Origin of the sequence: Pseudomonas sp. SB113, from assembly GCF_040754745.1 — a bacterium.
Taxonomy (GTDB): domain Bacteria; phylum Pseudomonadota; class Gammaproteobacteria; order Pseudomonadales; family Pseudomonadaceae; genus Aquipseudomonas; species Aquipseudomonas grimontii.
In genome coordinates this window covers 1-26,053 of the sequence record NZ_JBFMHW010000019.1, presented here as the reverse complement: position 1 = coordinate 26,053, position 26,053 = coordinate 1, and the positions used below count along the sequence as shown (strand labels likewise).

Here is a 26,053-nt window from a genome sequence, read left to right as displayed (position 1 = left end):
GTGGGGCCTGGGTGTGTGGGGACTACGTGCATCGATAGCATAGTCTTATCCACATACCCAATGAGTGAAGAGGCGTACTCATACTTTGGTCGTATGCACCTTGGCCAGGCGCAGGCGCCAATCGCCGTCATGGCGCAGGCGGCATTCTTCTTCGGAGTCGAAGTGTACGCAGCGTTCCATGGACGCGCCGTGCACGTCGGCGTCGTGCAGTGCGGCGGCGGTCAGCTCACGCATGCGTTGATCGGCCCCGGTTGAGAGGGCGTGTTCCTTGCTGGCGCGGCTGTCGAACACCCAGATCACGCGCAGGCTTTGGGGGAAGGTGGTGTAGTCGACGGTGTGGGTCAGCCAGTCGAAGCCGGGGATTTCAGTTTTGGCGGTTTCGCAGGCGTCGGTGAGGGTGGCGATGAGGCGACGTTCGAGGCGGGCGGTTTCGCGGTTGGTCAGCGGCATGGAGATCCTGCAAGGGCCAAACGCCCAAGATTAGCAGTGCGCGCGCTGAGTTGGCAGGCCCAGCCTGCCGTTTCTCGCTTGGAGTATCACCTCACAGCGAAGATCGATCACGGTACTTCGGTGAATATTGTGAATTGGCAACCGTGCACTGAATCTGCTCGGCAGAAGTCGTCTGCCGTCCAATTAGGGCCTACTGCGCGAGGTCGTACAGGGAAGCGCTGAGACATTCTCAAAAACGCAAACTGCTCCGGCCCTTCGTAGTCACAGGCTACGAAATAATATTCGGGCTCGCCTTTGCTTTGTGCAGTGCGAATAGCGGCCGACTCGAATTTCATTCCTTTGAGGTAGTGCTCTTGCGCATAGGGGTTCTCACCTCTCCAGCCGCTGCCGGGCGAGATGGCGGTGTAGCTATAGCCGTCTTCCGCTTTGGTCTGCTGGATGCTTCCAATGCCCGGGCACATGCTGCCGGCCGTGTTGGTATTAGAACTCGATGTACAGGCTGCAAGGCTGACCAGTACCGCAGAGCACAGCAAAATCATCGATGCGGCGCGAATGGGCAGTAGGCTCGAACTGGAGATGTGCATGGTGAAGTCCTCGGCTGAGTAGTCTTTACTCTGAACGGTGACAGCCGGGGCGGATACTGTGAATGTTGACAGGTCGGCAGATGGATTCGGAATAACGGCGCGCTTCAATCGCAGCAGGCTGAATCTGTGAGAGGCTCATGCGGTGTGTGTAGACAGTGAGAAAAGGTTCAAGCTGCGGATGCGATCAGTTGACGCGATTGTGGCTCGACGTCATGTTTGAACCGCCATGTTCAGAGCGCAAAATATGCCTGTCACCCTCAATCAAAATTCCCCGATGGTCCTGGTCCCAACTCAACAAAGCGACTTGGACGATCTTGTCGCCCTTCGAATTGAAGCCATGCGTGAAAGTCTGGAGCGCGTCGGGCGATTCGACCCGGTACGCGCTCGCGAGCGGTTTGTCAGCGGCTTTGAGGCCCGCGACACACGTTACATTGAGGTGTCTGGAGAGAGGGTGGGTTTTGTAGCCGTTCAGCGTCATCCGAATGAATTCCTGCTCGACCACTTATATGTGAGGCCGAGCGCGCAAGGATCGGGGATCGGCGCGGCAGTGCTCATTCAGGTTTTCCAAGAGGCGGATAACGCTGCACTCCCTATTAAAGTGGGGGCTCTTAAAGAAAGCGCGTCGAATCGCTTTTATACCCGCCACGGCTTCCAATTCGTCGAAAGCAGTGAGTTCGACAATTATTATGTTCGCCCGAACAGGGCGGTGGCGGGGCCGGCGGGCTAGTTGGATGGCGCGTGCGTGGAGACCGGGGTCTGACATTCGCGCCATGCCTGCGTTCAGCCAAAACATGAGAAGCTGGATTTCTCCCGCAAGCCTGTATTGCTAAAGTTCTCAACTCACCGGCCGACAGCTTTTGTTTCCACTTCACGGATGATTTTAATGTTCCGCTCTCTTTTTTCCGGCGTTGCTTTGCTCGCCTTCGGCGCCGTCTGCACAGCCCAGGCCCAGACCGTCATCACGCCTGAACAACTGCTGACGGAGTTCTCTCGTTGCGATGCGCATTTCTTCGAGAGCCTGCGCGACGCCCGTCTGCCAGCAGGCACCTTGCGCCTGAGTGACTACGGCTCGGTCAAGGCACCGACCATCATGAGTCCGCTGCAGGAAGGTGGCACTTACCAACACTTCGAAACGCCCCTGATCGTTAACGGCGTGCGTATGGTCGGCTATTACAACCAGGCCCAAACCATCAAGGACGTCGGCAATTTTCTGTTCTGGGGTTTTGTAGCCGATGGCTCGCCGCAAGAGGTGGCCGCAAAGCTCAAGCCACTGATCGTTGATAACGCACGCTTTGTCAGTCAGGGCAAAGCCATTACTCGCGCCGAAATTCGCCGTGTCGGTGACCCGATCGGCCAATGGCGCACCGAAGGGCTGACCGGCCCTGGCGTCGCTACGCCGTTTGGTTTCGTAGACCGCGTGCTGATGGTCGACGCAGGCGACACGTCACCGTCGCTCGTGGGACACACCACCGTGTTCTGCTCGCTGCAAGGCACCGTGACCGCGCCGCTGTTGCAGGTCTATCGCCCTGACCTCAACGCTCATCTGCTTGACTGACAAGGATGCTTATCATGAAGACTCGCTGGCTCGCACTGATTGCCTGCTCCGTCATCCTCACAGGTTGTGCAGGGATGCAGAACCCGCAAAAAGCCAACCTTGCCCACTGCGCTAATCAGTTGAAGGCATCCAAAGCCGAAAACTACCCTCTGGTGCTGCAGGAAGGTGATCTGTGCCTGCAGAAAGCTACGCTGCCTGCCTCGCTGCATAGTTTGATCTATGCGGTGCAGGCCGACGCCTACCTCAACCTCAAGCGCTTTCCCGAAGCCTTGGCCGCCAAGGAGAAATCCATGCAACTGTTGGTCAAGCCTGAGCCGCGCGCCTACCTGGACTTGAGCGCCATGTATCGTGCCGCTGGTAACCCGAAAAAAGCCCTTGAGCTCGTGCAGTACAACCTTGACAACGGCATGGGAGAAGCAGGAAAGGGGACCGGCTTCAATATGCCGACCTACTATCATCTGGGCCTCGCACTGACAGACCTGGGTCAGTACCGGGAGGCCGCTGAAGCATTCAGTACCGGCCTTCAGCGCCAGCCGGACTATGCCTGGGCCTATTACGCGCGCGGGATCGCGTACGACCATTTGGGCAACAGGGAAGACGCCAAGGCCGACTTCATGAAGTTCTCGCAGATGGTCAACAAGAAGTACGTGCAGGCGGAGCACAAGGCCAAGCTCGCCGAATACAAGGTTTCCTTGCCGTAATTGGAGCACCTGCTGAGGGGGCACGTTGTCTGGATAAGCCGGCGGGTTCAGACGCATGCGTAGGCAATTTGATCGTGAAGGCTTGGTTTGATATGGCGTTTACGTTCGTCTGCTTACTGCACGTTCGTTATATCTGCCAACAGTTGTTCGAGTCCTTCCGGAGTTGAATAGAGGTTTTCCAGCGCCGCAACCTCGGCCAGTTGGCTGGGTGAAAGGGCCTTTTCTTCGTGCTCAAGCTGGCCGCGCATGTCATCTTCATTTCTCGGTAGCTTGCGTTTCAACGCTACGCGCAAAAGTCCGCATGCCTTGAGCTTGTTACGTTCGAAACCTCGGCCGGTGTCCATCTGCACAGCGAGGAGGGCGGTTGCAAACGCGTGTCCTTGCGCCGCAGCCTTGAGCAACCACCGGTTCGCTGTCGGGTAGTCGGCCGGTATTTCATCACCCTTGTTGTAGAGGTAGCCGAGAATGAACTGCGCATCGGCCCGACCTTGCTCGGCAGCACGGGTATACCACTGCACGGCGGCGGGTACATCCTTGGGTGTGCCGTTACCACTGAGCATCGCGAGGCCCATCATTTCGTAAGCTTTGGCATTGCCGGTCTCGGCCGCCTGAGCAAGTAGCTTGACCGAGCGCTCAAGATCGACCGGCGCGCCTCTGCCCTGTGCGTAAAGCGTTGCCAGCTGTATGAGTGACTCGGCATCTCCTTGAGCACTGCCCTTGCTTGCCCATGCGAACGCCTGCTGGTCGCTCGCCTCAACGCCGTCACCTCGGTAGTAAAGCCTCGCGAGGTCTCCTTGTGCTCTGGCATGTCCTTGTTCGGCGGCTTTTTGAAACCACATGGCTGCCTGGGAGAAACTCCTGGGTTGATCCTGGCCTGCAATATTGGAAATACCCAGGAAATACTGGGCATCCGGGTTTCCATGCTCGGCCGACCGAGTGATCCACTCCAGGCCCTTGGAATGATTCACCGCTACGCCGCGCCCGTAGTAAGTGAAAAGGCCGGTTTTATACTCAGCGACAGGTTCGCCGTTTTCAGCAGCGCGCAAATACCACGCTGCAGCCTTGACCGGGTTTTTATCGACCACCAGGCCTTCGTCATAGACCGCACCCATCAGCAGCGTGACGCTGTGCGGACTGCGCCATACGGTGATAGCGAACGTGATTAAAAGATAGGCCAGATAGCCCAGGAGCAACGCAACCAAAGGAACGACAAACCGGCGCAATTTCGAATCCATTCGTGAGGTGTGGGTGAGCAGTGTAGCGATGCTCACGCGCCGGGGCATAGATGCCTTTCTACAACAGGTTTAACCGCGTACGGCGCTGCGAACCAGCGGCGCATGTGCAGGCCCATGTAGGCGTTGATGGCGATGGTACATCGCGCCCAGCAGGGCAAATGCAGTGAAGGTCAGGATCGCTTTCGGCCAGGAGCAGCCATTCATAACCCCTTAAGGTATAGGGATGCTAACCTCGCTAAGCCAAACTGAGGCAAGGCACCTGAGAGACTCCGGGGATCTAAAAATGGAAGAAACACTTTCCTCGACATTTATGCGCACCAAAGGGAAGCCCATAAGTTTCAATGGAAAAACTGTCGTTGCGATCATGGAGATCAAGATCACAGAGCCCAGAACCGTCTTTTCAGTTCGTCGATTGGGCGCTACGAACGGTCGAGTGCAAGGATTGGCATTAAAGATGATGGGCGGGCAAATCGTCGTCGAAGGCTCTGGCAACGGCTGTCCCGAAATAGTTTTGTGGTCTGATACCAGTCCCGATGCTTTGGAGATAGAAGTGTTTTCTAAAGGTGGAAACGTTCTAAAAATCTGGAACGTCTGGAAGAGCGCTTTTGGCATGAATGCATGGGTTGGCAATGCTGGAATTCACGTCCACGGGACCGATGGCACGATGACGTTGGAATGTAGCGACGGGGTGGGTGATGTCGACTTCTCCGATTATGTGGTTGTTGTGGAAAAACGATAATGCACGGAGTTATGTCGGCTTTGGGTCGATTACTGCCTTTTGTAAATTGGAACACCGAAGAGGTTACTTGTAATACCTGGTCCGAAGATACGACGTTGGTCCAGAATAAAGAATTCCAGCCATTGAGTTTCGCGTCGGCCTTGATCGTGACGATTTATGAGTGCTAATGCTGTAGCAAATGACAGGATTTAACGGGATTTCGTTATGAATATCATTGATGATTTAAAAGTTAAGTACCCCGGGGCCATTTCATGGCCATTTGGGGATGCTCCAGAAATGGCGGATGAGCTGGCTGAACTTGTTGCTAAAGGAATAAAAACGGCTGCGTGTAGTTCATTTTCGTCATTCAAACATGAAGATGAGCCCCCACTATTGGCGGTTACGGCATCATCCTCAACAGTAAGGGCGAACCTGTATGTGTAATTAGAGTTGTGTCGATGCGTATAATTCGTTATTGCGACGTAGATCATGACCTTGCAAGGAAGGTGAAGGGGATCTCAGCCTCAGTTACTGGATGCAGGGTCATAAAGTTTTTTTCCAGAGAGAGGGCTCGTTCGACGAGGCTATGGAACTTGTGGCAGAAGAATTTGAGTTGGTGGAAGTATTGTAAAAGACAAAGCGCTCTGAATCGTCCCGAGTTTTTTAGGCCGTCTCCAAGCTTGCGGTGTAACGCTTTTCAAACTCTACCGATGACCGCAGGACAAGCAATAAGTGAGAAGAGCAGGCGTGTAAACACAGCTTCCACGACCGACGGAGTACGTTTCAGGCTCGGAGTTGAAAACAGCCTGAAAATGCTTGGTATGGTGCGAGAAGGCTTACTCTGTTTAGGACAAAAAATGATTTCACATGTATTCATCGGAGTGAATGACTTCAGTCGAGCACTTGTGTTTTATCAAGGGCTCATGCAGATCCTCGGACTTGATCTCAAGTTCACTGAACGTGAACGCCCATGGGCTGGCTGGAAACACCCGGAGACTGAACGCCCTCTTTTTGTGGTGGGCAAACCGTTCGGCGGCGAATCCGCGACGCCAGGACATGGGCAAATGATTGCTCTGCTGGCACCTAATCGACAGACCGTACACAACGCCCATGCCTTGGCGTTGGCATTGGGTGGAACATGCGAAGGCGCTCCCGGCCTGCGACCCGAATACCACCCGAATTTTTATGGCGCGTACTTTCGAGACCCTGAAGGAAACAAGCTTTGCGTCTGTTGCCACGATCCGGAGTAGGTCAAGTGGAGGGTGTCTAAAAGGGGATGGATTTATTTGCAACTTCGTGGTCGCGCAGGGTTGCCCACCAATGCAGACGGAAAGTGAATTAGGGATGAAATCGGCCCTTTTGTGCCCGTACCGGTCTACCATACCTCCCCGGGAGCGGTTCTATGCGCTGCCGTTCCTCAGTTTTTAAGGCATCCCAATGACCATCGACCAAATCTCCCTCCCCAAAGGCGTAGGCCCTCACGCCGCCAAGCTCCTCGACGCCATCACCGGTGCCGCCACCCATGAAGAACTCAACCGCGCTGGCGGCAAGGCTGAAGGTTTTGTGCTCGGTCTGGAATCCACCAAAGCCATCAAGAGCCAAATCGCCGAGTCGTTGTATGTGGCTTACGACGACGCGGCGAGTAATCGTTCTAGTGAATTGAAGGGCTAGGCATTAACCGGAGCAGGGCGCTTCGCGGTCGAGCAATTTGGCAGTGAGGAGTACGCCCAGCTCGCTCAGTCGGTGGATAGCGAGGGCGATGTCGCGGTGTTTGCCGCATAGGTCTTCGGACAAGTCGAGCAGCAGCGTGCTGACTGAGGCGAAGGTTTCGTAGCTGTTGGTGATGAGGGTTTCGTTGCTGGCGTCGGGAGCGACGCTGAAGAGAGCGGTTGAATCAGGTTTGACTTGAGACATAACGATATCCAAATGTGGGCTGTCACCTCGTCGCTACTAAACAAAAAGGTGGCAGCTGTACGCAGGTTAGTAGACCGGTGGATATCAAAGCCGGCGCGCCCGGAGGCGCCCTACGCACAGCCACCATCAAGCACAAACGCAATGTCTGAGTGATGACGTTCATGCACTTTTTTGATACCCAACTCAGGCTACTAAACCCGATCCCCGAGAGATTCGGCGACCGAGCCACCTTAGAGACGGCCATCCCAGCGCACAAGCCGGCGGATTCTGACGCAAGCGTAGGCAAGGGAGCAAGGCGCGGTGACTGTGCGGCTCACACCGTCAGACTTAATAACCAACCCGCCGCGCCGCTTCCTACAACCACCAGCCACGGTGGCAGTTTCCACAGCATCAGCGCCGCCAGGCCAATCAGTGCCAGGGCGAAGTCCTGGACGGTGAAGATGGCGCTGGTCCACACCGGTTGGTACAGCGCCGCCAGCAACAGGCCGACGACCGCTGCGTTCACACCCACCAGGGCGGCTTGGGTATGGGGGCTGCGGCGCAGGCTTTCCCAGAAGGGCAGTGCGCCCATCACCAATAAAAACGATGGGACGAAGATCGCCAGCAGGCAGAGCAGGCCGCCGAGCCAGCCGGTTGGGGCTTGGTTCAGCGAGGCGCCGAGGAAGGCGGCGAAAGTGAACAACGGGCCCGGCATGGCTTGGGCCGCGCCGTAGCCAGCGAGGAACACGTCGTTGTTCACCCAGTGGCGGGGCACGACTTCGGCTTGCAGCAAGGGCAGCACCACGTGGCCGCCGCCGAATACCAGCGAGCCGGTGCGGTAGAAGGCGTCGGTCACGGCCAGGGTTGCGTTGGGAGTCAACTGGGCGAGGATCGGCAGGCCGGCCAGCAACAGCACAAACAGCGACAGCCACAGCGTCCCGGCGCGACGGCTGATGGTCACGGGCAGGGCGTCGTGCGCGGTGGGCGGTGTGGGCTTGAACAGCAGCAGGCCGGCCACGCCCGCGACGACGATCACGCCGACCTGGCCCCACGCCGACGTTTGCAGCAGGGCCACGCAGGCGGCGAGCAGCATCACGGCCACGCGTGGGGCGTCGGTGCATAGGTTGCGCGCCATGCCCCACACGGCCTGGGCGACCACGGCGACGGCCACGACTTTGAGGCCATGCAGCGTTCCGGGCGGGATGGCGGTGCTGTGCCGGGCGATGCCCAGCGCCAACAAAATCAGCACCACGGCCGACGGCAGGGTAAACCCGAGCCACGCCGCCAACGCGCCGCCATAGCCCGCGCGCGACAGGCCGAGCGCGATGCCCACCTGGCTGCTGGCCGGGCCGGGCAGAAATTGGCACAGTGCGACCAAATCCGCGTAACTGCGCTCGCTCAGCCAGCGCCGCCGTGTCACGAATTCCTCGCGGAAATAACCCAGGTGCGCAATCGGGCCGCCAAAGGAGGTAAGCCCCAGGCGCAGGAAAATCAGAAACACCGACCAGGGATTTTCGCGGCGATCAGCGGGGGAGTGGGCCAAGGTGGGCGATCTCGATGAGGGCAGGGCATCGAGGCACCTTAGCGAATTTTAGTGACGTGAAGAAGAGGCGCCAGCGACAGCGCTCAATGTTGTACCGTTGCTCCCCAGGACCGTACCGATGACGAAGGAGTCAGCATGACATTGACTGTCGAAACCCTGCTCGAGCTGGCCATGGCCAACCCCATCAACGCCGAAATCACTGCGCGCCTGCCTGACCTTGGGGTGGACCAGTGCATGCTCACGGCGGGGTGTCTGTTTCAGGCGGTTTGGAACCATCAGGCGAATTTGCCTGCCGATCAGGGCGTGAAGGACTACGACGTTTTTTACTTCGATACCGACGTGTCCTACGAGGCGGAAGACGCGGTGATTCGTGCGGCGGACGAGCTGTTCAAAGACCTGGGCGTCAATGTCGAGGTCAAGAACCAGGCGCGGGTGCACCTTTGGTACGGGCAGCGCTTTGGTCGGCCTTATCCGCAGTTGCATTCAGCGCGCGACGGGGTCGATCGTTATCTGGTGGCCGGTACGTGTATCGGCTTGGAGATTGCCACGGGCGAGGTGTACGCGCCGTATGGGTTGGAGGATGTGGAGCTGGGGATTTTGCGGATTAATCCACTCCATCCGGAGCAGGCGTTGTTTGAGCAGAAGGCGCGCAGTTATCAGGCGCGCTGGCCTTGGCTGAGGATTGTAGGGGTTGGGGATGCCTGAATGCTTTGGCTGGGGCGCTGCGTTATCGTTGGCGATTTTCGCGAGCAAGCTCGCTCCTACCGTTGATTTGCGCTGAACTTTTACGTGGGTGCTGCACGTCCAAGGTTCAAACCACTCCCGCCAAGGACAGACGATGACCTTCTTTATCTTCCTGCTAGCCTGCGCCGCCGCTGCCAGTAGCGGCATTATTTTCAAGCCCGGCGCCTGGTACGAGTCCCTCGTTAAACCGAGCTTCACTCCGCCCAATTGGCTGTTCCCGGTCGCGTGGACGCTCATCTACCTGTTGCTGGCCTGGGCCGGTTATCGCTTGAGCCTGATCCCCGGCAGCCAAATGGTGCTGGCGTTGTGGGCCGCGCAAATTGCCTTGAACACCCTATGGACGCCGGTGTTTTTCGGCGCGCATCGCCTGCTCGCCGGGATGGTGATCATCGTGTTGCTGTGGATCACCGTGGCGGCGATGGTGGTATTGGCCGTGCGCCTGGACCTGATCACCGGCCTGATCCTGTTCCCGTACCTGGCGTGGCTGTGTGTGGCGGCGGCATTGAATTTCTCGATCCTTCGCAATAACCGCTGATGGCCCACCAACCCTGGCCCGCCAGCGAGGCGGAACTGGCCCAGATGCGCCGCTTCAATCAGAAGCTCGCCTGGCTGCCGCGCTTCAAGATCCGCAACCGCATCACGCCGCGTTTGATCCAGGCGTTGTTGCGCGTCAGCCAAACGATCAAGCGCGCCACACCGGCTGAAAGCAGGGTTGTCGATAACGTCCCCGTGCGCATCCTGCGGCCAAGCGGCAAGCCCAAGGGCGTAGTGCTGGATATCCACGGCGGCGGCTGGGTGATCGGCAATGCGCAGATGGATGACGACCTCAACCTGGGCATGCTGCAGGCGTGTGACGTGGCGGTGGTGTCGGTGGATTATCGGTTGGCGGTGGATACGCCGGTCGAGGGGCTGATGGCGGACTGTTTGGCCGCCGCGCATTGGTTGCTCAGCGCAGACGAGTTTGCCGGCCTGCCGGTCATCGTCGTCGGCGAATCGGCCGGTGGGCATCTGGCGGCGGCGACGCTGCTGGCGCTCAAGCAATGGCCTGAACTGCTTCAGCGCGTAAGCGGCGCGGTGTTGTATTACGGCGTTTATGACCTGGCCGGCACACCGAGCGTACGCGCTGCGGGGCCGGAGACGTTGCTTTTGGATGGACCGGGGATGGTGGAGGCGTTGCGCATGCTCACGCCGGGGCTGAGTGATGATGAGCGCCGGCAGCCGCCGTTATCGCCGTTGTATGGTGACCTTACCGGCTTGCCCCCGGCGTTGATGTTTGTGGGGGAGTTGGACCCGCTCAAGGATGACACGCTGTTGATTGCTGAGCGGTGGCCCAGCGCTGAAGCACACCTGTTGCCGGAGTCGGCCCATGGATTTATTCATTTTCCGGTGGCGATGGGGGGACGCGTGCTTGTCTATAGCCGAGAGTGGATTACTCGGCTCATCGATGTTTCATCTTATGCAGGCGGAAAGTCTTCGTAGGATTTTGGAAGGTAGCCCCAAATTCTCAGAACGTCGGCTTGCACTTCAAACTCGAATCCAATCTGCGCGACGACTTTCGATATTTCTTCGGTATGGTCAATGTATGTTTGGGGGAGTAGCACTCCCAAAGAGGGCGCTGCTTGCCACAAGCCGATGTCGAACCATTCGACGTAAGCAAATGGGAACGGCAAGTGATAAAACCACTCCACGTCCCATTCCGAGATATAGCCTGTGATGGATTTGGAACGATAGGACGGCTGCCAACCGCTGCGCTGGCGGAAGTGGGTGATCAGCTCGTTCCACTTGGTATTGTTCGCCGCGCTTGCCAGGTTTCTCGCTGCAACGGTGGCCTGGATGATCTTCCGGTTTTTATCATTCTGTCGGGCGCCGGGCCCTGGTAGCTCACTCATATTCATCGCTGTCGACTCACTCATTCGATTGACACGTCACTGCGCGGCCCCAGCCATTGGATGGCGATCCAGGATATTGATTTTTCTTTTTTGTGCCGCTCGGAATTGTCTGAAAGGGTTACCTGATTATCTTCGTCGTAAGCGGATAGGCAACTTAAAGCTGATCACATGGTCAGGTTTGTCCGATACTCCTCTCCCATATAGAAGGACCCCACCATGCGCACATACACCCTGAACTACCTGTTCAACGATGAACCCCGTAGCCATGTGTTCGAACTCAAGCATCCTGAATTGCCCTTGCATGATGCGGCGTTGCACTTGCTGCAGTTGCATTTCGGTGATGCGGAGAATGGCCTGATCATGCCCCCTGCGGATGCGACCCCGGAGGAGATTCTGGAGCAGGCGAAGTGGGTGGGGATTACGCAGATTGAGGTTGTATGAACCCAAGGCCGACCATTCAGGCCGTCAGCGCAGCCGACATCCCTGAAACGCTGATCTTCGTCCTGCAGGCCCGTGCCGAGCTTTTCCCGATGCTCAGCGCAGCCGGGATGCCGACGGACCTGGCGTGATTTGAAGCAACCTATGTACACCCATCCGTTTCTACCGGGGGCGATTGGTTTCTGGATTTGCCAAGGGTTTGAGGGAGTGGATATGTGCTGTTCAGTTAGGCCGCAACCGCAGTATCTGCGCCCCATCGAACGGGTCCGTCAGGTAATGCGCCTGCACCCCGAATGTCTCCTGCAAGCGCTGTGGCGTCAGCACGTCCAGCGGCTTGCCCAGCGCTACCAGGCGCCCACGATCCAGTATGGCCAGGCGATCACAGGTCAGCGCCTGGTTCAGATCATGCAGGGCGATCAGGGTGGTCACGGGTAACCCTTGCACACCTTTCAAAATCGCCAGTTGATGCTGGATGTCCAAGTGATTGGTCGGCTCATCCAGCAACAGGATCTGTGGCCGTTGCGCCAGGGCGCGGGCGATGTGCACGCGTTGGCGCTCGCCGCCGGAGAGGCTGCGCCAGGCACGGTGGCTCAGGTGGGTGGCGTCCACGTCGTGCAGGGCCTGGCGCACGATGGCGTCGTCTTCGCTGGACCACGGGCTCAGCGCCGACAGCCACGGTGTACGGCCCAGGGCCACAGCGTCGAACACGCGGATGGCGTCGTCGGTGTCGGCCTGTTGTTCCACCACCGCCAGTTGTTGTGCGATGGCGCGGCGGGACAGGTCGCCCAGGCGTTGGCCGCCCAGGCGCACATCGCCGCTGGCCGGAGTGCGCAGCCCGGCGAGCAGTTTGAGCAGGGTGGATTTGCCGGAGCCATTCGGCCCGACAATCCCCAGGGTTTCACCCAACTGAACCTCCAGGTGAATATCACGCAGCAACTCGGCCTCACGCACCTTGAAGCCCAGGCCGGTGCAACTCAGTACGCTCATCGCGCATTCCTCCGGCCAATCAGGATCAGCGCAAACACCGGCGCGCCCACCAAGGCCGTCACCACGCCGACCGGAATCACCTGGCCCTTGATCAAGGTGCGCGACAGCACGTCTGCCGCGATCAAAAACAATGCACCTCCCAGCGCACTCGCCGGCAGCAGGCGCGAATGCCCGGTGCCGAGCAGCAGGCGCACCGCGTGGGGGATCACCAGGCCGACAAAGCCAATGGCACCGACGATGGACACCATCACTGCGGTCACCAGCGCCGCGCAACCCACCAGCACGAACTGCACGCGGCGCACCGGGATGCCCAGGGACGCGGCCGAATCCGTACCGAAGGTAAACGCATCCAACGCGCGACGATGCCACAGGCATACCGCCAAGCCCGTGACCGCCACCGGCACTGCCAGCCACACCGACGGCCAGCGCACGCCGCTGAGGTTGCCCAGCAGCCAGAACATGATGCCGCGCGCCTGTTCGGAGCTGGCTGATTTGGTGATCAGGAACGCCGTGAGCGCGTTGAACAGCTGCGAGCCGGCGATGCCCGCGAGGATGATCTGCCCGGTGCCGCTGGACGAACCACTGGCCCGCGCCAGCAGGATCACCAGGGCAAACGCCGCCATCGCGCCGACAAAGGCGCCGGCCGAGAGTGAAATCAGGCCGCCGCCCACGCCCATCAGCGCCACCAGCACCGCGCCGGTCGAAGCGCCGGCGCTGATGCCCAGCAGGTAGGGATCGGCCAGTGGGTTGCGCAGCAACGACTGCAAAATCACCCCGCAGGTGGCCAGCCCCGCACCGCAGGCGGCGGCAACCAGGGCGCGGGTGAGGCGGTAGTTCCACACCACGCCTTCATCGATCGGGTCCAACACGTAACCGGCCGCCCACAGTTTGTTGGCGAGCACCTGCAGCACCACCTGGGGCGAGATGGCGGTTTCGCCGATGGCCACGCCGGCGAGCACGGCGATCAGCAATAGCGCCAGGGCGAGTAATGTCCGGATCATTGCGGCAGGTCGTAGCCGTCGATGGCCGTGGCCAGGTGTTCAAGGCCATCGAACATGCGGATGCTGGCTTGCAGCGCCAGGGCGTCGAGGATGATGATGCGGTTGTTTTTCACGGCGTCCATGTTGCGCGTGACCGGGTCGCTGCGCAGGAAGGCGAGTTTCTTTTCATGGTCGTCGGCGGGGTAGCGGCGGCGGTCCATGCGGGCGATCACCAGGAAGGTCGGGTTGGCCTTGGCGATGGTTTCCCAGCCGACGGCGGGCCACTCTTCGTCGGATTGCACCACGTTGTGCAGGCCGAGGGTTTCGAGCATGAACTCGGGGATGCCTTTGTGGCCGGCCACGTACGGGTCGCTGCCCATTTCGGAACTGGAGAACCACACCAGCGCGCTGGCGTGCTTGAGGCCTTTGCTTTGTACGGTGGCCACGGATTTGGTCAACCGCGCCTTGAGCGCGTCGTTCAGTTGTTGGCCGCGATCCTGTACATCGAAGATCTGTGCCAGCTGGCGGATGCTCTTGTAGATCGTCTCGATACGGAACGGCTCCAGCCGCGTGCCGTCGGCGCCCACCAGGTTGTCCTTGCCTTCGCAGTCGGAGGGCAGCAGGTAGGTGGGGATCTTCAGTTCGTGAAACTGCTCGCGGGTGCCGACCACGCCTTGCGGGCCCACGACCCACTCCAGTTCGGCGGCCACCAGTTGCGGGCGCTTGGCGATCACCGCTTCGAAGCTTGGCTCGTTATTGGCAAGGCGCTCGATGCTGTCGTTCTGGGCCTTGAACTGCGGCAACACGCTGTTGAACCACAGCGAAGTGCCCACCACGCGGTCAGCCACGCCGAGGGCATAGAGCATTTCGGTGGCGGCCTGGCCGATGGTCACGCTGCGCGTGGGCGCCTGCTGGAAGGTGAGGGTGCTGCCGCAGTTTTCCAGCGTCAGCGGGTAATGCGTGGGTGCGGCGTGGGCCAGGGCGCAGAAACCCAGGCCGCCGATCAGGGCGGTAACGCGTGGCAGCATGCGGCAATCTCCGTGTGGACCGTACGTGTAAACAGGGGAGGTACGGTTCGGAAATACGCCCTCGAACGCTGCCGAACGGGCAGGCAAGGATGTCCTTCCCGGACACCCCGCCGGTTAGTGATTGTGCTGGGCCGGCAGGTCTCCTGACTGATGCGTCATCGCCACGCTCCGGCCTTCCCGGACGCGGTCCAGTGGCAGTGGGGAGCAGGCTCGGCACCTACAGTTGCGGGGGCAGCTTCGATTGACGCGCGATACCGCGCTTCGAATTCCCTATTAGTCCCGTTCGGGAACCGGCGCGGTATGGTAGTTGATTAGGACGAGGCGATACAGCCCGGAGAGCGCCCGATCAAAGACGAATATCCTCAGGCCCTCGGATCAGCGCTTCAATCCGCGTGCCCGTGGCGCGCTCTTCGTTGCTGAAACCGTCGTAGTCCGCGAGGTTGGCGAAACGGATGCCGGTCAATTGTTCTATCTGGATCACGCTGCGTTGGTAGGTCCTGACCTGGCCGAACATCAGGTCGAGCTGACCCAGTTCGCGGCTTTGGTCGATCATGTAGGCACTGGCGGAGGGCTTGCCGTCGTCGCTGAGGTAGGCCACCACTTTCCAGAACGCCTTGGGGATTCTGATGCCACGGTAGAGGCGATCGTCGTCGGCGAACACCGGGCCGCTGAACACCGTTGCCCGGGCTTTCCAGCGTTGCGTATTGTTGAGAATGTAGTCTTCGAGTTCCAGCCAGGTCTTTTGGTTGAACCCGCTCATCTGCGGCGAGCAGTTGGTGAAATGGAAGGTGTCGATGTTGGCTGTTTTTGCCTCATCGCCCCAGTTCGGGTCCTGCCGGCGCACCAGGTGGCCGCGATCCAGTCCATTGTTGGTGTAGAGCACTTCGCCCACCTGCGCGCTGATCGGCAGGCGACCATCGTAGGCCCAGGTGTCGTTGCTGCGGATAATCTCCACATGCTGCCCGCCGTCGATATTGACGCCCACGTAGAGCGCCAGTCGTCGGGAACGTGACATCGTCACCGAGAAATGCGTGTAGTCCAGCCGCAGCGGTTGTACGTCATCCGCCAATGCCTCATCGGCGCTGGGCCAGGGCACCGCGAAGCTGCTGAGAAAATCCTCGGCGTAGCCCTGTCGGTCCTGTAGATCCTTGGCGGGGGTGACACGGGGCGTCGCCGCCCGGGCTTCCAAAAGGCTGGGATTGACCGCGATCAACGGGCGCAGATCGGCGAGTCTTGGGCGGTGCGAAAGGTCGATTTTGGCTTTACGTGCGGGCATCGGTAGTTCCTCGCGGTCCTTGGATAAACACGACTGCAACATAGCTTCATGACAATTTGGGCCAAGCAGTCACCGTCGGCTACCCTGAAACGGTTACCCGGACGTTCGCCACACGCCAACAAGGAGCCAGCCTATGTGTGTTCGCCAACAGCGCAACCCGATTTTTTGCCTGATCCCGCCGTATATGCTCGACCAGATCGCGCGCAACGGTGATAAAGCCCAACGCGAGATCGCGCTGCGTACCCGTGCCAAAGACAGCACCTTCCGCTCGCTGCGTATGGTCGCGGTGCCGGCCAGGGGGGCCGCCCATATGGCCCTGGCCATGGGCGCCGACAAACGGCGCTCGATCTACAGCGCCGAGGGCAGCGACAGCCTGCCTGGCAAGCTGATCCGTGGCGAAGGCCAGCCCGCCAGTGGTGACGCCGCAGTGGACGAAGCCTACGACGGGCTGGGCGCCACGTTCGATTTTTTCGACCAGGTCTTTGATCGCAACTCCATCGACGATGCCGGCATGGCGCTGGACGCCACCGTGCACTTTGGCCAGAACTATAACAATGCGTTCTGGAACTCGACCCAGATGGTGTTTGGGGATGGCGATCAGCAGCTATTCAATCGGTTCACAGTGGCGCTTGACGTGATTGGCCATGAATTGGCCCACGGTGTCACCGAGGATGAGGCCAAGCTGATGTATTTCAATCAGTCCGGTGCCTTGAACGAGTCGCTGTCGGACGTGTTCGGCTCACTGATCAAGCAATATGCCTTGAAGCAAAAGGCCCAGGACGCCGACTGGTTGATCGGCAAAGGGCTGTTTACCAAGAAAATCAAAGGCACCGCCCTGCGTTCGATGAAGGCACCGGGTACGGCGTTCGATGACAAGCTGCTGGGCAAGGACCCCCAGCCAGGGCATATGGATGATTTTGTACAGACCTACGAGGATAATGGCGGCGTGCATATCAATTCCGGCATTCCCAACCATGCGTTCTATCAGGTGGCGACGAAGATAGGCGGGTTTGCCTGGGAGCGCGCAGGGCGCATCTGGTATGACGCACTGCGCGATGCACGGTTGCGGCCAAACTCGGGGTTCCTGCGTTTCGCGCGCATCACTTACGATGTCGCCGGGCGACTTTATGGCGTGAACAAGGATGAGCAGAAGGCGGTCAAGGAGGGCTGGAAAGCGGTCGGCATTTCTGTGTAACAACACGCTTGGGCAGTGAGGAACAGCCATGCAAATTTCGATCAAGGAAATCGGCGGACCGGCGTTTTTTCCGGGCCTGGCCAAACCTCGTACCGTGCAATTGGACACGCTGCCCGAGCCGGACCAGCAAGAGTTGCGGCAACTGATCGAGAAATCAGACTTCTTTCAGTTGCCGCAAAGCACGGCGCCGGAACCCGGCAACCCAGGCCAGGTGCATTACACCCTGACCGTGACGGAAGGAGAGCGCGAACACACGGTCTGCGTGCTGGCGCCGGTGAAGTCACAGGCGCTGGATGGGCTGGTGCAATGTGTGCGGCGGCATATTCGCTAGGGCTGCTGCGCAGCCCTGCGGGAGCAAGCTCCCTCGCCACAGGTGCTGTGTTGTCTTGAATTATTTGCGATCCAGCCATACGGTCTGGGCATTGCAGAACTCGCGCACGCCAAAGTGCGACAACTCGCGGCCGAACCCGCTTTTCTTCACGCCGCCAAACGCCACCCGAGGGTCGGACACGCTGAACGCATTGACGAAGATCCCGCCGGTTTCCAGCTGGTTGGCAATGTCGCGGGCCTTGGCCGGATCGGTGGTGAAGATGCTGGCGGTGAGGCCGAACTCGCTGTCATTGGCCAGGGCCACGGCGTGGTCGGCGTCGCGGGCGGTGATGATCGAGGCCACCGGGCCAAACAGTTCCTGTTTGAACGAGGTCATCTGGTCGGTGACGTCGGCCAGTACGGTCGGCTCATAGTAGTTGGCGGCGCCGGCGACTTTGTGCCCGCCCAGCAGCAGGGTGGCGCCTTCTTCCAGGGTGGCCTGGACCTGGCCGTGCAACTCGTCGCGCAGGTCGAAGCGTGCCATGGGGCCGACGTAGGTGTTGGCCGATGTCGGGTCGCCCATCACCAGCGCACGGCTGGCTTCGACGAACCTGGCGGTGAAGGCGTCCACTACGCCAGCTTCGATGATCAGGCGCTTGGCGGCGGCGCACACCTGGCCGCTGTTCTGGAAGCGGCCGATCACGGCGGCCTGGACGGCGGCGTCGAGGTCGGCGTCGTTGAGCACGATGAACGGGTCGGAGCCGCCCAGTTCCAGCACGCATTTCTTCAGCGCAGCCCCTGCCTGGGAGCCGATGGCCATGCCGGCGCGTACGCTGCCGGTGAGGGTGACGGCGGCGATGCGCGGGTCGGCGATGGCGGTGGACACGCCGTCGGTGGTCACGTTGATGACTTCGAACAGGCCTTCAGGGAAACCGGCTTTTTGCAGCGCTGTTTTCATCAGGTACGCACTGCCCATCACGTTCGGCGCGTGTTTGAGCACGTAGGTGTTGCCGGCGAGCAGGGTCGGCACGGCGCCGCGCAGCACTTGCCACACCGGGAAGTTCCACGGCATCACGGCGAGGATCGGGCCCAGCGGGCGGTATTCGATCTGGGCGCTGCCGTTGTCCACCAGGGTCGGTTCCGGGGCCAGCATGGCCGGGCCGTGGGCGGCGTACCATTCGCTGAGCTGGGCGCATTTTTCGATTTCGGCACGCGCCTGGGTGATGGGCTTGCCCATTTCCAGGGTGATCATCTGCGCCATCTCTTCGGCTTGATCGCGCAGGGCTCCGGCGAGGGCCAGTAGCAATTCGGCACGCTGGCTCACCGGCTGGCGGCGCCAGGTGCGGAAGGCTGCGGTGGCGCGGTCGAGGGCGGCGTCCAGTTGCGACGCGGTTTCGTAGGGGTAGCTGCCGACTGTTTCGCCGGTGGCGGGGTTGATCGACAGGGCGTGGGTCTGGTGAGAAATAGCGTTCATGGCACCGTCCGGCTGAATGTGTGGAATGGGTTCAGCCTACGGGGATGTATGTTTTCTGGAAACTGAATAATATTGATCGATACGTTCACGATTGGAGAATGACTTGGACCTGGTGCAGCTGGAAATCTTCAAGGCCGTTGCCGAGCAGGGCAGCATCAGCGCCGCCGCGCAATTGATTCATCGGGTGCCGTCGAACCTGACCACGCGCATCAAGCAACTGGAGCAGGATTTGGGCGTGGAGTTGTTCATTCGTGAGAAGAGTCGCCTGCGCCTGTCGCCCGCCGGGTGGAATTTCCTCGGCTACGCGCGGCGCATTCTCGACCTGGTGCAGGAAGCCCGCGCGACAGTGGCAGGGGAGGAGCCCCAGGGCGCGTTTGCCCTCGGCTCCCTGGAAAGCACGGCGGCGGTGCGTATCCCGGCGCTGCTGGCGGCGTACAACCAGAAGCACACCAAGGTCGAACTGGACCTGAGTACCGGGCCTTCAGGCACGATGATCGAGGGGGTGTTGTCGGGACGGCTGGCGGCGGCGTTTGTCGATGGGCCGGTATTGCATGCCACCTTGGAAGGCGTGGCGGTGTTCGAGGAGGAGATGGTGGTGATTGCGCCGTTGCACCACGCGCCGATCACGCGAGGGCAGGATGTGAATGGGGAGAGCATCTACACCTTTCGCTCCAACTGTTCCTACCGGCACCATTTCGAGCGTTGGTTTTCACAGGACGGCGCGGTGCCGGGGAGGATCTTCGAGATGGAGTCCTACCACGGCATGCTCGCTTGCGTCAGCGCCGGGGCCGGCCTGGCGCTGATGCCACGCAGCATGCTGGAAAGCATGCCGGGGTTTACCACGGTGAGCGTGTGGCCGCTGACGGACAGTTTTCGCACGCTGCATACCTGGCTGATCTGGCGGCGTGGCACGGTGTCGCAGAGTTTGAACAGCTTTGTGAAGTTGCTGGAGGAGCAAGGCTTGACGCTGGCGTAGATCGGTCACCGCGCAAATCCTGTAGCTACCGCAGCTCGCGTCGAGATTTAGCCGCCGAACTGGAAGGTGCCCATGGCCAATTTGGCCATGATCGCCGTGGCGCCCAACTGCACCAGCCACAACGCCAGGCCACCCAGGAACACACCCAGCGCCACTTGCAGCACCAGGCTTTTCTGGCGCTTGGCTTGCGGCGCGCGCGGGGTGAAGTGCTCCTGGTCGTCGGGATCGGCGTGCAGGTTCAGGTCGTCGTTTTTCATAGGGCTCTCACAGCAAAAGGGCAATCGGTGCTCAGTCTAGGGGAGCAGGGTGTTTTCCGACAGGCATTAAAAAGGGAAGCCACGGCTTCCCTTCGTATAACGCCGTCAGGCTTATAGAACCTGAACAATCGCCTTTGTTACCGCAGCAATGTTCGACTGGTTCAACGCCGCCACACAGATACGCCCGGTATCCAGCGCGTAGATACCAAACTCGCTGCGCAGGCGGGTGACTTGCTCAACGGTCAGGCCGGAGTAGGAGAACATCCCACGTTGGCGACCGACGAAGCTGAAGTCGTGGCCCGGAGCAGCCTTGGCCAATTCGGCAACCATCTGCTCACGCATGCCCCGGATGCGCAGGCGCATCTCGGCCAGTTCGGCTTCCCACTGAGCGCGCAGCTCAGGGCTGTTCAGCACCGCGGCAACAATCGCTGCGCCGTGGGTTGGCGGGTTGGAGTAGTTGGTGCGGATCACACGCTTGACCTGGGACAGGATGCGCGCGCTTTCTTCCTTGGAGTCGCCAATGATGGACAGCGCGCCCACACGCTCGCCGTACAGGGAGAACGACTTGGAGAACGAGCTGGAGACAAAGAAGGTCAGGCCCGATTCGGCGAACAGGCGCACGGCGGCGGCGTCTTCGTGGATACCGTCGCCAAAGCCCTGGTAGGCCATGTCGAGGAACGGCACCAGGTTCTTGGCCTTGACCACGTCCAGTACTTGTTGCCAGTCGGCCGGGCTCAGGTCGACGCCGGTCGGGTTATGGCAGCAGGCGTGCAGCACGACGATGGACTGGGGCGGCAGGGCGTTGAGGTCTTCGAGCAGGCCGGCGCGGTTCACGTCGTGGGTGGCGGCGTCGTAGTAGCGATAGTTCTGCACCGGGAAACCGGCGGTTTCGAACAGAGCGCGGTGGTTTTCCCAGCTCGGGTCGCTGATGGCGACGACGGCGTCGGGCAGCAGCTGCTTGAGGAAGTCAGCGCCGATTTTCAGGGCGCCGGTGCCGCCAACGGCTTGCACGGTCACTACACGGCCAGCTTCGAGCAGTGGCGAGTCGGTGCCGAACAGCAGGGTTTGCACAGCCTTGTCGTAGGCGGCGATGCCGTCGATCGGCAAGTAGCCACGGGCGGCGTGTTGCGCCACGCGAATGGCTTCCGCTTCGGCAACGGCACGCAAGAGTGGAATCTTCCCCTCCTCGTTGCAGTAAACGCCCACGCCAAGGTTGACCTTGGTGGTTCGTGTATCGGCGTTGAATGCTTCGTTGAGGCCCAGGATTGGATCGCGTGGTGCCATTTCGACAGCGGAGAACAGGCTCATTTTTGCGGCAGCTCTATGGGGGAAGGGAGGGACGTGTCGCGCTCCAGCCGAATGCACTAGAGCGGTGCACAAACGGGGAGCTAGTATAGAGGCCATCACCGCTCAGGGCGACAACCGAAACGGCTTTTCGGCCAAGTTTTTCGGTTTATTTGCCGACCGTTAGTCTTATTGCAACATCGGTCAACCACGGCGGGCAGGACGATTGCCTTGAAACCCGTCACATTCGCCACCACTTCTACAGCTATCATGGTTTTTTCCTACGACCTGCTCTGAAACTTTGCGGGTTGTGGTCTTTTTCGTCCCCGACGGGTTTACAGTCTGGGGTGACTTCAAGAGGTACGTTATGTCGGATTTCCAACTAGTCACCCGCTTTGAACCTGCCGGCGACCAGCCCGAGGCCATTCGCCAGATGGTCGAAGGCATCGAGGCCGGCCTGGCGCACCAGACGCTGCTCGGGGTGACCGGTTCGGGCAAGACCTTCAGCATCGCCAACGTGATCGCGCAGATCAACCGCCCGACGCTGGTGCTGGCACCGAACAAGACCCTGGCCGCGCAGTTGTACGGCGAGTTCAAGGCGTTCTTCCCGAACAACGCGGTGGAGTACTTCGTTTCCTACTACGACTACTACCAGCCCGAAGCGTATGTGCCGTCTTCCGATACCTTTATCGAGAAGGATGCGTCGATCAACGACCACATCGAGCAGATGCGGCTGTCGGCGACCAAGGCGTTGCTGGAGCGCAAGGACGCGATCATCGTCACCACGGTGTCGTGCATCTACGGCCTGGGCAGCCCGGAAACGTATTTGAAGATGGTGTTGCACGTGGATCGCGGCGACAAACTCGACCAGCGCGAGCTGCTGCGCCGCCTGACGAGCCTGCAATACACCCGCAACGACATGGATTTTGCCCGCGCGACCTTCCGCGTGCGTGGCGATGTGATCGACATCTACCCGGCCGAATCCGACCTGGAAGCGATCCGCATCGAGCTGTTTGACGATGAAGTCGAGAGCCTGTCGGCCTTTGACCCGTTGACCGGCGAAGTGATCCGCAAGCTGCCGCGCTTCACCTTCTATCCGAAAAGCCACTATGTGACCCCACGCGAAACCCTGATGGGCGCCATCGAGGGCATCAAGGTCGAGCTGGCCGAACGCCTGGAGTACTTGCGCGCCAACAACAAGCTGGTGGAAGCCCAGCGCCTGGAGCAACGCACGCGCTTTGACCTGGAGATGATCCTCGAACTGGGTTACTGCAACGGTATCGAAAACTACTCGCGCTACCTGTCGGGCCGTGAGTCCGGCGCGCCGCCGCCGACCCTCTACGACTACCTGCCCGACGATGCGCTGCTGGTGATCGACGAGTCCCACGTCAGCGTGCCGCAAGTGGGCGCCATGTATAAGGGCGACCGCTCGCGTAAGGAAACCTTGGTGGAGTACGGCTTCCGTCTGCCGTCGGCGCTGGACAACCGGCCAATGCGCTTCGACGAGTGGGAAGCCATCAGCCCGCAGACCATCTTTGTGTCGGCCACGCCGGGCAACTACGAGGCCGAGCATGCCGGCCGTGTGATCGAGCAATTGGTGCGTCCGACTGGCCTGGTCGACCCGGAAATCGAAATCCGCCCGGCGCTGACTCAGGTTGACGACTTGCTTTCGGAAATCACTAAGCGTGTGGCGCTGGAAGAGCGGGTGCTGGTCACCACGCTGACCAAGCGCATGTCCGAAGATTTGACCGACTACCTCGCCGACCACGGCGTGCGCGTGCGCTACCTGCACTCGGACATCGACACCGTGGAGCGCGTGGAGATCATCCGCGACCTGCGCCTGGGTACCTTTGATGTACTGGTGGGCATCAACCTGCTGCGCGAAGGCCTGGACATGCCGGAAGTGTCGTTGGTGGCGATTCTCGATGCGGACAAGGAGGGCTTCCTGCGTTCCGAGCGCTCGTTGATCCAGACCATCGGCCGTGCGGCGCGTAACCTCAACGGCCGGGCGATTCTCTACGCGGATCGCATCACCGGTTCCATGGAACGGGCAATTGGCGAGACGCAGCGTCGTCGTGACAAGCAAATTGCCTTCAACCTCGAAAACGGCATTACGCCCAAAGGCGTGTTCAAGGACGTTGCCGACATCATGGAAGGCGCCACCGTGCCGGGCTCGCGCAGCAAGAAGCGCAAGGGCATGGCCAAGGCCGCCGAAGAGAGCGCCAAGTACGAGAACGAACTGCGCTCGCCGAGTGAGATCACCAAGCGTATCCGCCAGCTGGAAGAGAAGATGTACCAGTTGGCGCGGGATCTGGAGTTTGAAGCTGCGGCGCAGACTCGGGATGAGATTGGCAAGTTGCGTGAGCGGTTGCTGGCTGTCTGATCTGCGGTGGCTGGACCGGCCTCATCGAGGCATGGGTATCTACACAACTTGAGCGAGCCTTCTGTGTAGATACCGCCTTATCCAACACCGCGCAAATCCGTAGCAGCTGCCGAGCGCAAGCGAGGCAGCGTCGGCCGCGCCTCGAGCCTGAATCGGCAGCGCGCCTGACGCAGCCTCGCCAAGGCTCGACAGCTGCTACGCACTATTCTATTGAAGTTGTGTAGATACCCATGCTCATCGGGGGCAAGCCCCCTCCCACACGTTGACTTGTGAACACCGTCAAATGTGGGAGGGGGCTTGCCCCCGATGGTTGCGCCTCGGTTTTCCAGAAATCACCCATGCTGTTACCATTCGCCCCTTGTTTCAATTTCAGTTATATCGCCCATTCGAGACCTGCCATGACCACCGTCCGCACGCGCATCGCGCCATCGCCTACTGGGGATCCCCACGTCGGCACTGCCTACATCGCCTTGTTCAACTACTGCTTTGCCAAGCAGCACGGCGGTGAATTCATCCTGCGGATCGAAGACACCGACCAACTGCGCTCCACCCGCGAGTCGGAACAGCAGATTTTCGATGCCTTGCGCTGGTTGGGCATTACCTGGGCCGAAGGCCCGGACGTCGGTGGCCCGCACGGTCCATATCGCCAGAGCGAGCGTAGCGACATCTACAAGCAGTACACCCAGCAATTGGTCGACATGGGGCATGCGTTCCCATGCTTCTGCACCGCAGAAGAACTCGACCAGATGCGCGCCGAGCAACAGGCCCGTGGCGAAACCCCACGCTACGATGGCCGCGCGCTGCTGCTGCCTCCCGAGGAAGTGGCCCGGCGCCTGGCCGCTGGCGAACCTCATGTGATCCGCATGAAGGTGCCGAGCGAAGGCGTGTGCGTGGTGCCGGACATGCTGCGCGGTGACGTCGAGATCCCGTGGGATCGCATGGACATGCAGGTGTTGATGAAGACCGACGGCCTGCCGACGTACTTCCTGGCCAACGTGGTCGACGACCACTTGATGGGGATCACCCACGTATTGCGCGGTGAAGAATGGCTGCCATCGGCGCCGAAGCTGATCCTGCTTTACGAGTACTTCGGTTGGGAACAGCCACAACTGTGCTACATGCCGCTGCTGCGTAACCCGGACAAGAGCAAGCTGTCCAAGCGCAAGAACCCGACCTCGGTGACGTTCTACGAGCGCATGGGCTTCATGCCCGAAGCGATGCTCAACTACCTGGGCCGTATGGGCTGGTCGATGCCGGACGAGCGCGAGAAGTTCTCGCTGCAGGAAATGGTCGATAACTTTGACTTGTCCCGCGTGTCCCTGGGCGGGCCGATCTTCGATATCGAGAAACTCTCGTGGCTCAATGGCCAGTGGCTGCGTGATTTGCCGGTGGAAGAGTTCGCCAGCCGCGTGCAGCAATGGGCGCTGAACCCTGAATACATGATGAAGATCGCGCCGTTGGTGCAGGGCAGGGTGGAGACGTTCAGCCAGGTCGCACCGTTGGCCAGCTTCTTCTTTGCCGGTGGCGTCACCCCGGATGCCAAGCTGTTCGAATCGAAGAAACTCTCGGGCGACCAGGTTCGCCAGCTGATGCAGTTGATCCTGTGGAAGCTGGAAAGCCTGCGCCTGTGGGAGAAGGACGCGATCACAGCGACGATCCAGGCGGTGGTCGAGTCCCTGGAGTTGAAATTGCGCGATGCCATGCCGCTGATGTTTGCCGCGATCACCGGGCAGGCCAGTTCGGTGTCGGTGCTCGATGCGATGGAAATTCTCGGCCCGGACCTGACTCGTTTCCGCCTGCGCCAAGCCCTTGATTTGCTTGGCGGTGTATCGAAGAAAGAAAACAAAGAGTGGGAAAAACTGTTGGGCGCCATCGCTTAAGCGGTCTGTTGCAGCGACGAAACCCCGGTTTTCCGGGGTTTCGTCGGTAAGTGATTGTTATCCCGGCAAAAAACTTTTGAAAATGTTGAAAATAAATTTGACACACTTCCAAACCGCCATTAAGATTCGCCCCGTCCTCACCGATGAGGGGCTATAGCTCAGCTGGGAGAGCGCTTGCATGGCATGCAAGAGGTCAACGGTTCGATCCCGTTTAGCTCCACCAATTTGCAGGTTCAAGGTCTGGCCACACCGTCCTTGAATTGATCAGGTCTCA

30 protein-coding genes, 1 tRNA gene, 1 pseudogene and 1 riboswitch are annotated in these 26,053 nt (G+C 60.0%); of the genes and pseudogenes, 19 read left to right on the top strand and 13 right to left on the bottom strand.

Going from position 1 to position 26,053, the window contains the following annotated elements; translation table 11 throughout:
* Positions 1-78 precede the first annotated feature (78 nt).
* On the bottom strand, positions 79-450 hold the full coding sequence (locus AB1462_RS22660) for a hypothetical protein (RefSeq protein WP_367247977.1): 372 nt from the start codon (positions 448-450) through the stop codon (positions 79-81).
* A gap of 107 nt (positions 451-557) precedes the next feature.
* Positions 558-1,034: a hypothetical protein gene (locus tag AB1462_RS22655; protein ID WP_143513892.1), complete on the bottom strand. Its 477-nt coding sequence runs from the start codon at positions 1,032-1,034 to the stop codon at positions 558-560.
* Between the two features lie 244 nt (positions 1,035-1,278).
* Here AB1462_RS22655 and AB1462_RS22650 point away from each other — a divergent pair, with 244 nt between their 5' ends.
* From AB1462_RS22650 to AB1462_RS22640, 3 genes are all read left to right on the top strand, one after another.
* Positions 1,279-1,761, top strand: a complete 483-nt coding sequence (locus tag AB1462_RS22650) for a GNAT family N-acetyltransferase (RefSeq protein WP_367247976.1) — start codon at positions 1,279-1,281, stop codon at positions 1,759-1,761.
* A gap of 156 nt (positions 1,762-1,917) precedes the next feature.
* Positions 1,918-2,589, top strand: a complete 672-nt coding sequence (locus AB1462_RS22645; protein ID WP_367247975.1) for a hypothetical protein — start codon at positions 1,918-1,920, stop codon at positions 2,587-2,589.
* Positions 2,590-2,603: 14 nt separating this feature from the next.
* A complete protein-coding gene (locus tag AB1462_RS22640) occupies positions 2,604-3,290 on the top strand; it encodes a tetratricopeptide repeat protein (protein WP_090406756.1) in 687 nt (228 codons plus the stop codon).
* A gap of 113 nt (positions 3,291-3,403) precedes the next feature.
* Here the strand turns inward: AB1462_RS22640 and AB1462_RS22635 are convergent, their stop codons facing one another.
* Positions 3,404-4,561: a tetratricopeptide repeat protein gene (locus AB1462_RS22635; protein WP_367247974.1), complete on the bottom strand. Its 1,158-nt coding sequence runs from the start codon at positions 4,559-4,561 to the stop codon at positions 3,404-3,406.
* Between the two features lie 247 nt (positions 4,562-4,808).
* Between AB1462_RS22635 and AB1462_RS22630 the strand changes: the two genes are divergently transcribed.
* The 5 genes and pseudogenes from AB1462_RS22630 (at position 4,809) to AB1462_RS22610 (ending at position 6,914) form a co-directional block, all read left to right on the top strand.
* On the top strand, positions 4,809-5,264 hold the full coding sequence (locus tag AB1462_RS22630) for a hypothetical protein (RefSeq protein ID WP_186731515.1): 456 nt from the start codon (positions 4,809-4,811) through the stop codon (positions 5,262-5,264).
* Positions 5,265-5,468: 204 nt separating this feature from the next.
* Complete coding sequence (locus AB1462_RS22625) at positions 5,469-5,687, top strand: hypothetical protein (protein WP_367247973.1); 219 nt, start codon at positions 5,469-5,471, stop codon at positions 5,685-5,687.
* Between the two features lie 64 nt (positions 5,688-5,751).
* A pseudogene (locus AB1462_RS22620) lies at positions 5,752-5,874 on the top strand (ASCH domain-containing protein); the annotation flags it as partial.
* Positions 5,875-6,100: 226 nt separating this feature from the next.
* Positions 6,101-6,493 carry a VOC family protein gene (locus AB1462_RS22615; RefSeq protein WP_259191973.1) on the top strand — a complete coding sequence of 131 codons (393 nt, stop codon included), beginning with the start codon at positions 6,101-6,103 and terminating at the stop codon, positions 6,491-6,493.
* Between the two features lie 187 nt (positions 6,494-6,680).
* Entirely contained in the window at positions 6,681-6,914 is a 234-nt protein-coding gene (locus AB1462_RS22610) for a hypothetical protein (RefSeq protein ID WP_131699760.1), read from the top strand.
* A 3-nt stretch (positions 6,915-6,917) separates the two neighbouring features.
* Here the strand turns inward: AB1462_RS22610 and AB1462_RS22605 are convergent, their stop codons facing one another.
* Complete coding sequence (locus AB1462_RS22605) at positions 6,918-7,157, bottom strand: DUF6124 family protein (RefSeq protein ID WP_367247972.1); 240 nt, start codon at positions 7,155-7,157, stop codon at positions 6,918-6,920.
* A gap of 313 nt (positions 7,158-7,470) precedes the next feature.
* Complete coding sequence (gene chrA / locus AB1462_RS22600) at positions 7,471-8,679, bottom strand: chromate efflux transporter (protein WP_259191968.1); 1,209 nt, start codon at positions 8,677-8,679, stop codon at positions 7,471-7,473.
* A gap of 135 nt (positions 8,680-8,814) precedes the next feature.
* On the opposite strand from chrA, the gene AB1462_RS22595 reads away from it, so the two are divergent.
* The 3 genes from AB1462_RS22595 (at position 8,815) to AB1462_RS22585 (ending at position 10,902) form a co-directional block, all read left to right on the top strand.
* On the top strand, positions 8,815-9,384 hold the full coding sequence (locus tag AB1462_RS22595; RefSeq protein WP_259191967.1) for a nucleotidyltransferase family protein: 570 nt from the start codon (positions 8,815-8,817) through the stop codon (positions 9,382-9,384).
* A 133-nt stretch (positions 9,385-9,517) separates the two neighbouring features.
* Positions 9,518-9,958 carry a TspO/MBR family protein gene (locus AB1462_RS22590; RefSeq protein WP_367247971.1) on the top strand — a complete coding sequence of 147 codons (441 nt, stop codon included), beginning with the start codon at positions 9,518-9,520 and terminating at the stop codon, positions 9,956-9,958.
* Positions 9,958-10,902, top strand: a complete 945-nt coding sequence (locus AB1462_RS22585; RefSeq protein WP_367247970.1) for an alpha/beta hydrolase fold domain-containing protein — start codon at positions 9,958-9,960, stop codon at positions 10,900-10,902. The genes AB1462_RS22590 and AB1462_RS22585 overlap by 1 nt, the downstream gene beginning before the upstream one ends.
* Here AB1462_RS22585 and AB1462_RS22580 read toward each other — a convergent pair.
* Positions 10,878-11,336 carry a DUF6678 family protein gene (locus AB1462_RS22580; RefSeq protein WP_259191966.1) on the bottom strand — a complete coding sequence of 153 codons (459 nt, stop codon included), beginning with the start codon at positions 11,334-11,336 and terminating at the stop codon, positions 10,878-10,880. The genes AB1462_RS22585 and AB1462_RS22580 overlap by 25 nt on opposite strands.
* 192 nt (positions 11,337-11,528) lie before the next feature.
* On the opposite strand from AB1462_RS22580, the gene AB1462_RS22575 reads away from it, so the two are divergent.
* Both AB1462_RS22575 and AB1462_RS22570 read left to right on the top strand, forming a co-directional pair.
* Positions 11,529-11,753 carry a hypothetical protein gene (locus AB1462_RS22575; protein ID WP_090406727.1) on the top strand — a complete coding sequence of 75 codons (225 nt, stop codon included), beginning with the start codon at positions 11,529-11,531 and terminating at the stop codon, positions 11,751-11,753.
* Positions 11,750-11,881 (top strand): hypothetical protein, encoded by a 132-nt coding sequence (locus tag AB1462_RS22570; RefSeq protein ID WP_367247969.1) that lies wholly within the window; start codon positions 11,750-11,752, stop codon positions 11,879-11,881. Before AB1462_RS22575 ends, AB1462_RS22570 begins: the two co-directional genes overlap by 4 nt.
* A 91-nt stretch (positions 11,882-11,972) precedes the next feature.
* Here AB1462_RS22570 and AB1462_RS22565 read toward each other — a convergent pair whose 3' ends face one another.
* The 4 genes from AB1462_RS22565 to AB1462_RS22550 all read right to left on the bottom strand — a co-directional run bounded on the left by AB1462_RS22565 (position 11,973) and on the right by AB1462_RS22550 (position 16,021).
* Positions 11,973-12,737: an ABC transporter ATP-binding protein gene (locus AB1462_RS22565; RefSeq protein ID WP_090406724.1), complete on the bottom strand. Its 765-nt coding sequence runs from the start codon at positions 12,735-12,737 to the stop codon at positions 11,973-11,975.
* Positions 12,734-13,738, bottom strand: coding sequence for an iron ABC transporter permease (locus AB1462_RS22560; protein WP_090406721.1), 1,005 nt, complete (start codon positions 13,736-13,738; stop codon positions 12,734-12,736). The genes AB1462_RS22565 and AB1462_RS22560 overlap by 4 nt, the downstream gene beginning before the upstream one ends.
* Positions 13,735-14,745, bottom strand: a complete 1,011-nt coding sequence (locus AB1462_RS22555; RefSeq protein WP_367247968.1) for an ABC transporter substrate-binding protein — start codon at positions 14,743-14,745, stop codon at positions 13,735-13,737. The genes AB1462_RS22560 and AB1462_RS22555 overlap by 4 nt, the downstream gene beginning before the upstream one ends.
* 115 nt (positions 14,746-14,860) lie before the next feature.
* Positions 14,861-15,055: riboswitch (cobalamin riboswitch) on the bottom strand.
* 36 nt (positions 15,056-15,091) lie between these two features.
* Positions 15,092-16,021 (bottom strand): DNA/RNA non-specific endonuclease, encoded by a 930-nt coding sequence (locus AB1462_RS22550; protein WP_367247967.1) that lies wholly within the window; start codon positions 16,019-16,021, stop codon positions 15,092-15,094.
* A gap of 133 nt (positions 16,022-16,154) precedes the next feature.
* Between AB1462_RS22550 and AB1462_RS22545 the strand changes: the two genes are divergently transcribed.
* A complete protein-coding gene (locus AB1462_RS22545; protein ID WP_090406712.1) occupies positions 16,155-17,216 on the top strand; it encodes a M4 family metallopeptidase in 1,062 nt (353 codons plus the stop codon).
* Positions 17,217-17,244: 28 nt separating this feature from the next.
* Positions 17,245-17,547, top strand: a complete 303-nt coding sequence (locus AB1462_RS22540) for a protealysin inhibitor emfourin (RefSeq protein WP_090406709.1) — start codon at positions 17,245-17,247, stop codon at positions 17,545-17,547.
* Between the two features lie 60 nt (positions 17,548-17,607).
* On the opposite strand, the gene AB1462_RS22535 is transcribed toward AB1462_RS22540, so the two are convergent.
* Entirely contained in the window at positions 17,608-18,999 is a 1,392-nt protein-coding gene (locus AB1462_RS22535; protein WP_367247966.1) for an aldehyde dehydrogenase family protein, read from the bottom strand.
* Positions 19,000-19,102: 103 nt separating this feature from the next.
* On the opposite strand from AB1462_RS22535, the gene AB1462_RS22530 reads away from it, so the two are divergent.
* A complete protein-coding gene (locus AB1462_RS22530; protein ID WP_259191959.1) occupies positions 19,103-19,975 on the top strand; it encodes a LysR family transcriptional regulator in 873 nt (290 codons plus the stop codon).
* Between the two features lie 47 nt (positions 19,976-20,022).
* Here the strand turns inward: AB1462_RS22530 and AB1462_RS22525 are convergent, their stop codons facing one another.
* Positions 20,023-20,232, bottom strand: a complete 210-nt coding sequence (locus tag AB1462_RS22525; RefSeq protein WP_074847327.1) for a hypothetical protein — start codon at positions 20,230-20,232, stop codon at positions 20,023-20,025.
* Positions 20,233-20,343: 111 nt separating this feature from the next.
* Positions 20,344-21,540 carry an amino acid aminotransferase gene (locus AB1462_RS22520; protein ID WP_259191958.1) on the bottom strand — a complete coding sequence of 399 codons (1,197 nt, stop codon included), beginning with the start codon at positions 21,538-21,540 and terminating at the stop codon, positions 20,344-20,346.
* A 343-nt stretch (positions 21,541-21,883) separates the two neighbouring features.
* Between AB1462_RS22520 and uvrB the strand changes: the two genes are divergently transcribed.
* The 3 genes from uvrB (at position 21,884) to AB1462_RS22505 (ending at position 26,002) form a co-directional block, all read left to right on the top strand.
* Positions 21,884-23,899: an excinuclease ABC subunit UvrB gene (uvrB, locus tag AB1462_RS22515; protein ID WP_027604059.1), complete on the top strand. Its 2,016-nt coding sequence runs from the start codon at positions 21,884-21,886 to the stop codon at positions 23,897-23,899.
* Positions 23,900-24,297: 398 nt separating this feature from the next.
* On the top strand, positions 24,298-25,779 hold the full coding sequence (gene gltX / locus AB1462_RS22510; protein WP_259191957.1) for a glutamate--tRNA ligase: 1,482 nt from the start codon (positions 24,298-24,300) through the stop codon (positions 25,777-25,779).
* 147 nt (positions 25,780-25,926) lie between these two features.
* Positions 25,927-26,002, top strand: a tRNA-Ala gene (locus AB1462_RS22505).
* The last annotated feature ends 51 nt before the right edge of the window (positions 26,003-26,053 follow it).

Bases quoted from the DNA above. Each gene is read 5' to 3' on its own strand.
- AB1462_RS22540 (WP_090406709.1), top strand. From the start codon at position 17,245: ATGCAAATTTCGATCAAGGAAATCGGCGGACCGGCGTTTTTTCCGGGC.
- AB1462_RS22660 (WP_367247977.1), bottom strand. From the start codon at position 450: ATGCCGCTGACCAACCGCGAAACCGCCCGCCTCGAACGTCGCCTCATC.
- AB1462_RS22580 (WP_259191966.1), bottom strand. From the start codon at position 11,336: ATGAGTGAGTCGACAGCGATGAATATGAGTGAGCTACCAGGGCCCGGC.
- AB1462_RS22570 (WP_367247969.1), top strand. From the start codon at position 11,750: ATGAACCCAAGGCCGACCATTCAGGCCGTCAGCGCAGCCGACATCCCT.
- AB1462_RS22595 (WP_259191967.1), top strand. From the start codon at position 8,815: ATGACATTGACTGTCGAAACCCTGCTCGAGCTGGCCATGGCCAACCCC.
- AB1462_RS22565 (WP_090406724.1), bottom strand. From the start codon at position 12,737: ATGAGCGTACTGAGTTGCACCGGCCTGGGCTTCAAGGTGCGTGAGGCC.
- AB1462_RS22605 (WP_367247972.1), bottom strand. From the start codon at position 7,157: ATGTCTCAAGTCAAACCTGATTCAACCGCTCTCTTCAGCGTCGCTCCC.
- AB1462_RS22560 (WP_090406721.1), bottom strand. From the start codon at position 13,738: ATGATCCGGACATTACTCGCCCTGGCGCTATTGCTGATCGCCGTGCTC.
- AB1462_RS22525 (WP_074847327.1), bottom strand. From the start codon at position 20,232: ATGAAAAACGACGACCTGAACCTGCACGCCGATCCCGACGACCAGGAG.
- AB1462_RS22555 (WP_367247968.1), bottom strand. From the start codon at position 14,745: ATGCTGCCACGCGTTACCGCCCTGATCGGCGGCCTGGGTTTCTGCGCC.
- AB1462_RS22650 (WP_367247976.1), top strand. From the start codon at position 1,279: ATGCCTGTCACCCTCAATCAAAATTCCCCGATGGTCCTGGTCCCAACT.
- AB1462_RS22645 (WP_367247975.1), top strand. From the start codon at position 1,918: ATGTTCCGCTCTCTTTTTTCCGGCGTTGCTTTGCTCGCCTTCGGCGCC.
- AB1462_RS22640 (WP_090406756.1), top strand. From the start codon at position 2,604: ATGAAGACTCGCTGGCTCGCACTGATTGCCTGCTCCGTCATCCTCACA.
- AB1462_RS22545 (WP_090406712.1), top strand. From the start codon at position 16,155: ATGTGTGTTCGCCAACAGCGCAACCCGATTTTTTGCCTGATCCCGCCG.
- AB1462_RS22625 (WP_367247973.1), top strand. From the start codon at position 5,469: ATGAATATCATTGATGATTTAAAAGTTAAGTACCCCGGGGCCATTTCA.
- uvrB (WP_027604059.1), top strand. From the start codon at position 21,884: ATGTCGGATTTCCAACTAGTCACCCGCTTTGAACCTGCCGGCGACCAG.
- AB1462_RS22585 (WP_367247970.1), top strand. From the start codon at position 9,958: ATGGCCCACCAACCCTGGCCCGCCAGCGAGGCGGAACTGGCCCAGATG.
- AB1462_RS22630 (WP_186731515.1), top strand. From the start codon at position 4,809: ATGGAAGAAACACTTTCCTCGACATTTATGCGCACCAAAGGGAAGCCC.
- AB1462_RS22655 (WP_143513892.1), bottom strand. From the start codon at position 1,034: ATGCACATCTCCAGTTCGAGCCTACTGCCCATTCGCGCCGCATCGATG.
- AB1462_RS22535 (WP_367247966.1), bottom strand. From the start codon at position 18,999: ATGAACGCTATTTCTCACCAGACCCACGCCCTGTCGATCAACCCCGCC.
- AB1462_RS22550 (WP_367247967.1), bottom strand. From the start codon at position 16,021: ATGCCCGCACGTAAAGCCAAAATCGACCTTTCGCACCGCCCAAGACTC.
- AB1462_RS22610 (WP_131699760.1), top strand. From the start codon at position 6,681: ATGACCATCGACCAAATCTCCCTCCCCAAAGGCGTAGGCCCTCACGCC.
- AB1462_RS22615 (WP_259191973.1), top strand. From the start codon at position 6,101: ATGATTTCACATGTATTCATCGGAGTGAATGACTTCAGTCGAGCACTT.
- gltX (WP_259191957.1), top strand. From the start codon at position 24,298: ATGACCACCGTCCGCACGCGCATCGCGCCATCGCCTACTGGGGATCCC.
- AB1462_RS22520 (WP_259191958.1), bottom strand. From the start codon at position 21,540: ATGAGCCTGTTCTCCGCTGTCGAAATGGCACCACGCGATCCAATCCTG.
- AB1462_RS22590 (WP_367247971.1), top strand. From the start codon at position 9,518: ATGACCTTCTTTATCTTCCTGCTAGCCTGCGCCGCCGCTGCCAGTAGC.
- AB1462_RS22575 (WP_090406727.1), top strand. From the start codon at position 11,529: ATGCGCACATACACCCTGAACTACCTGTTCAACGATGAACCCCGTAGC.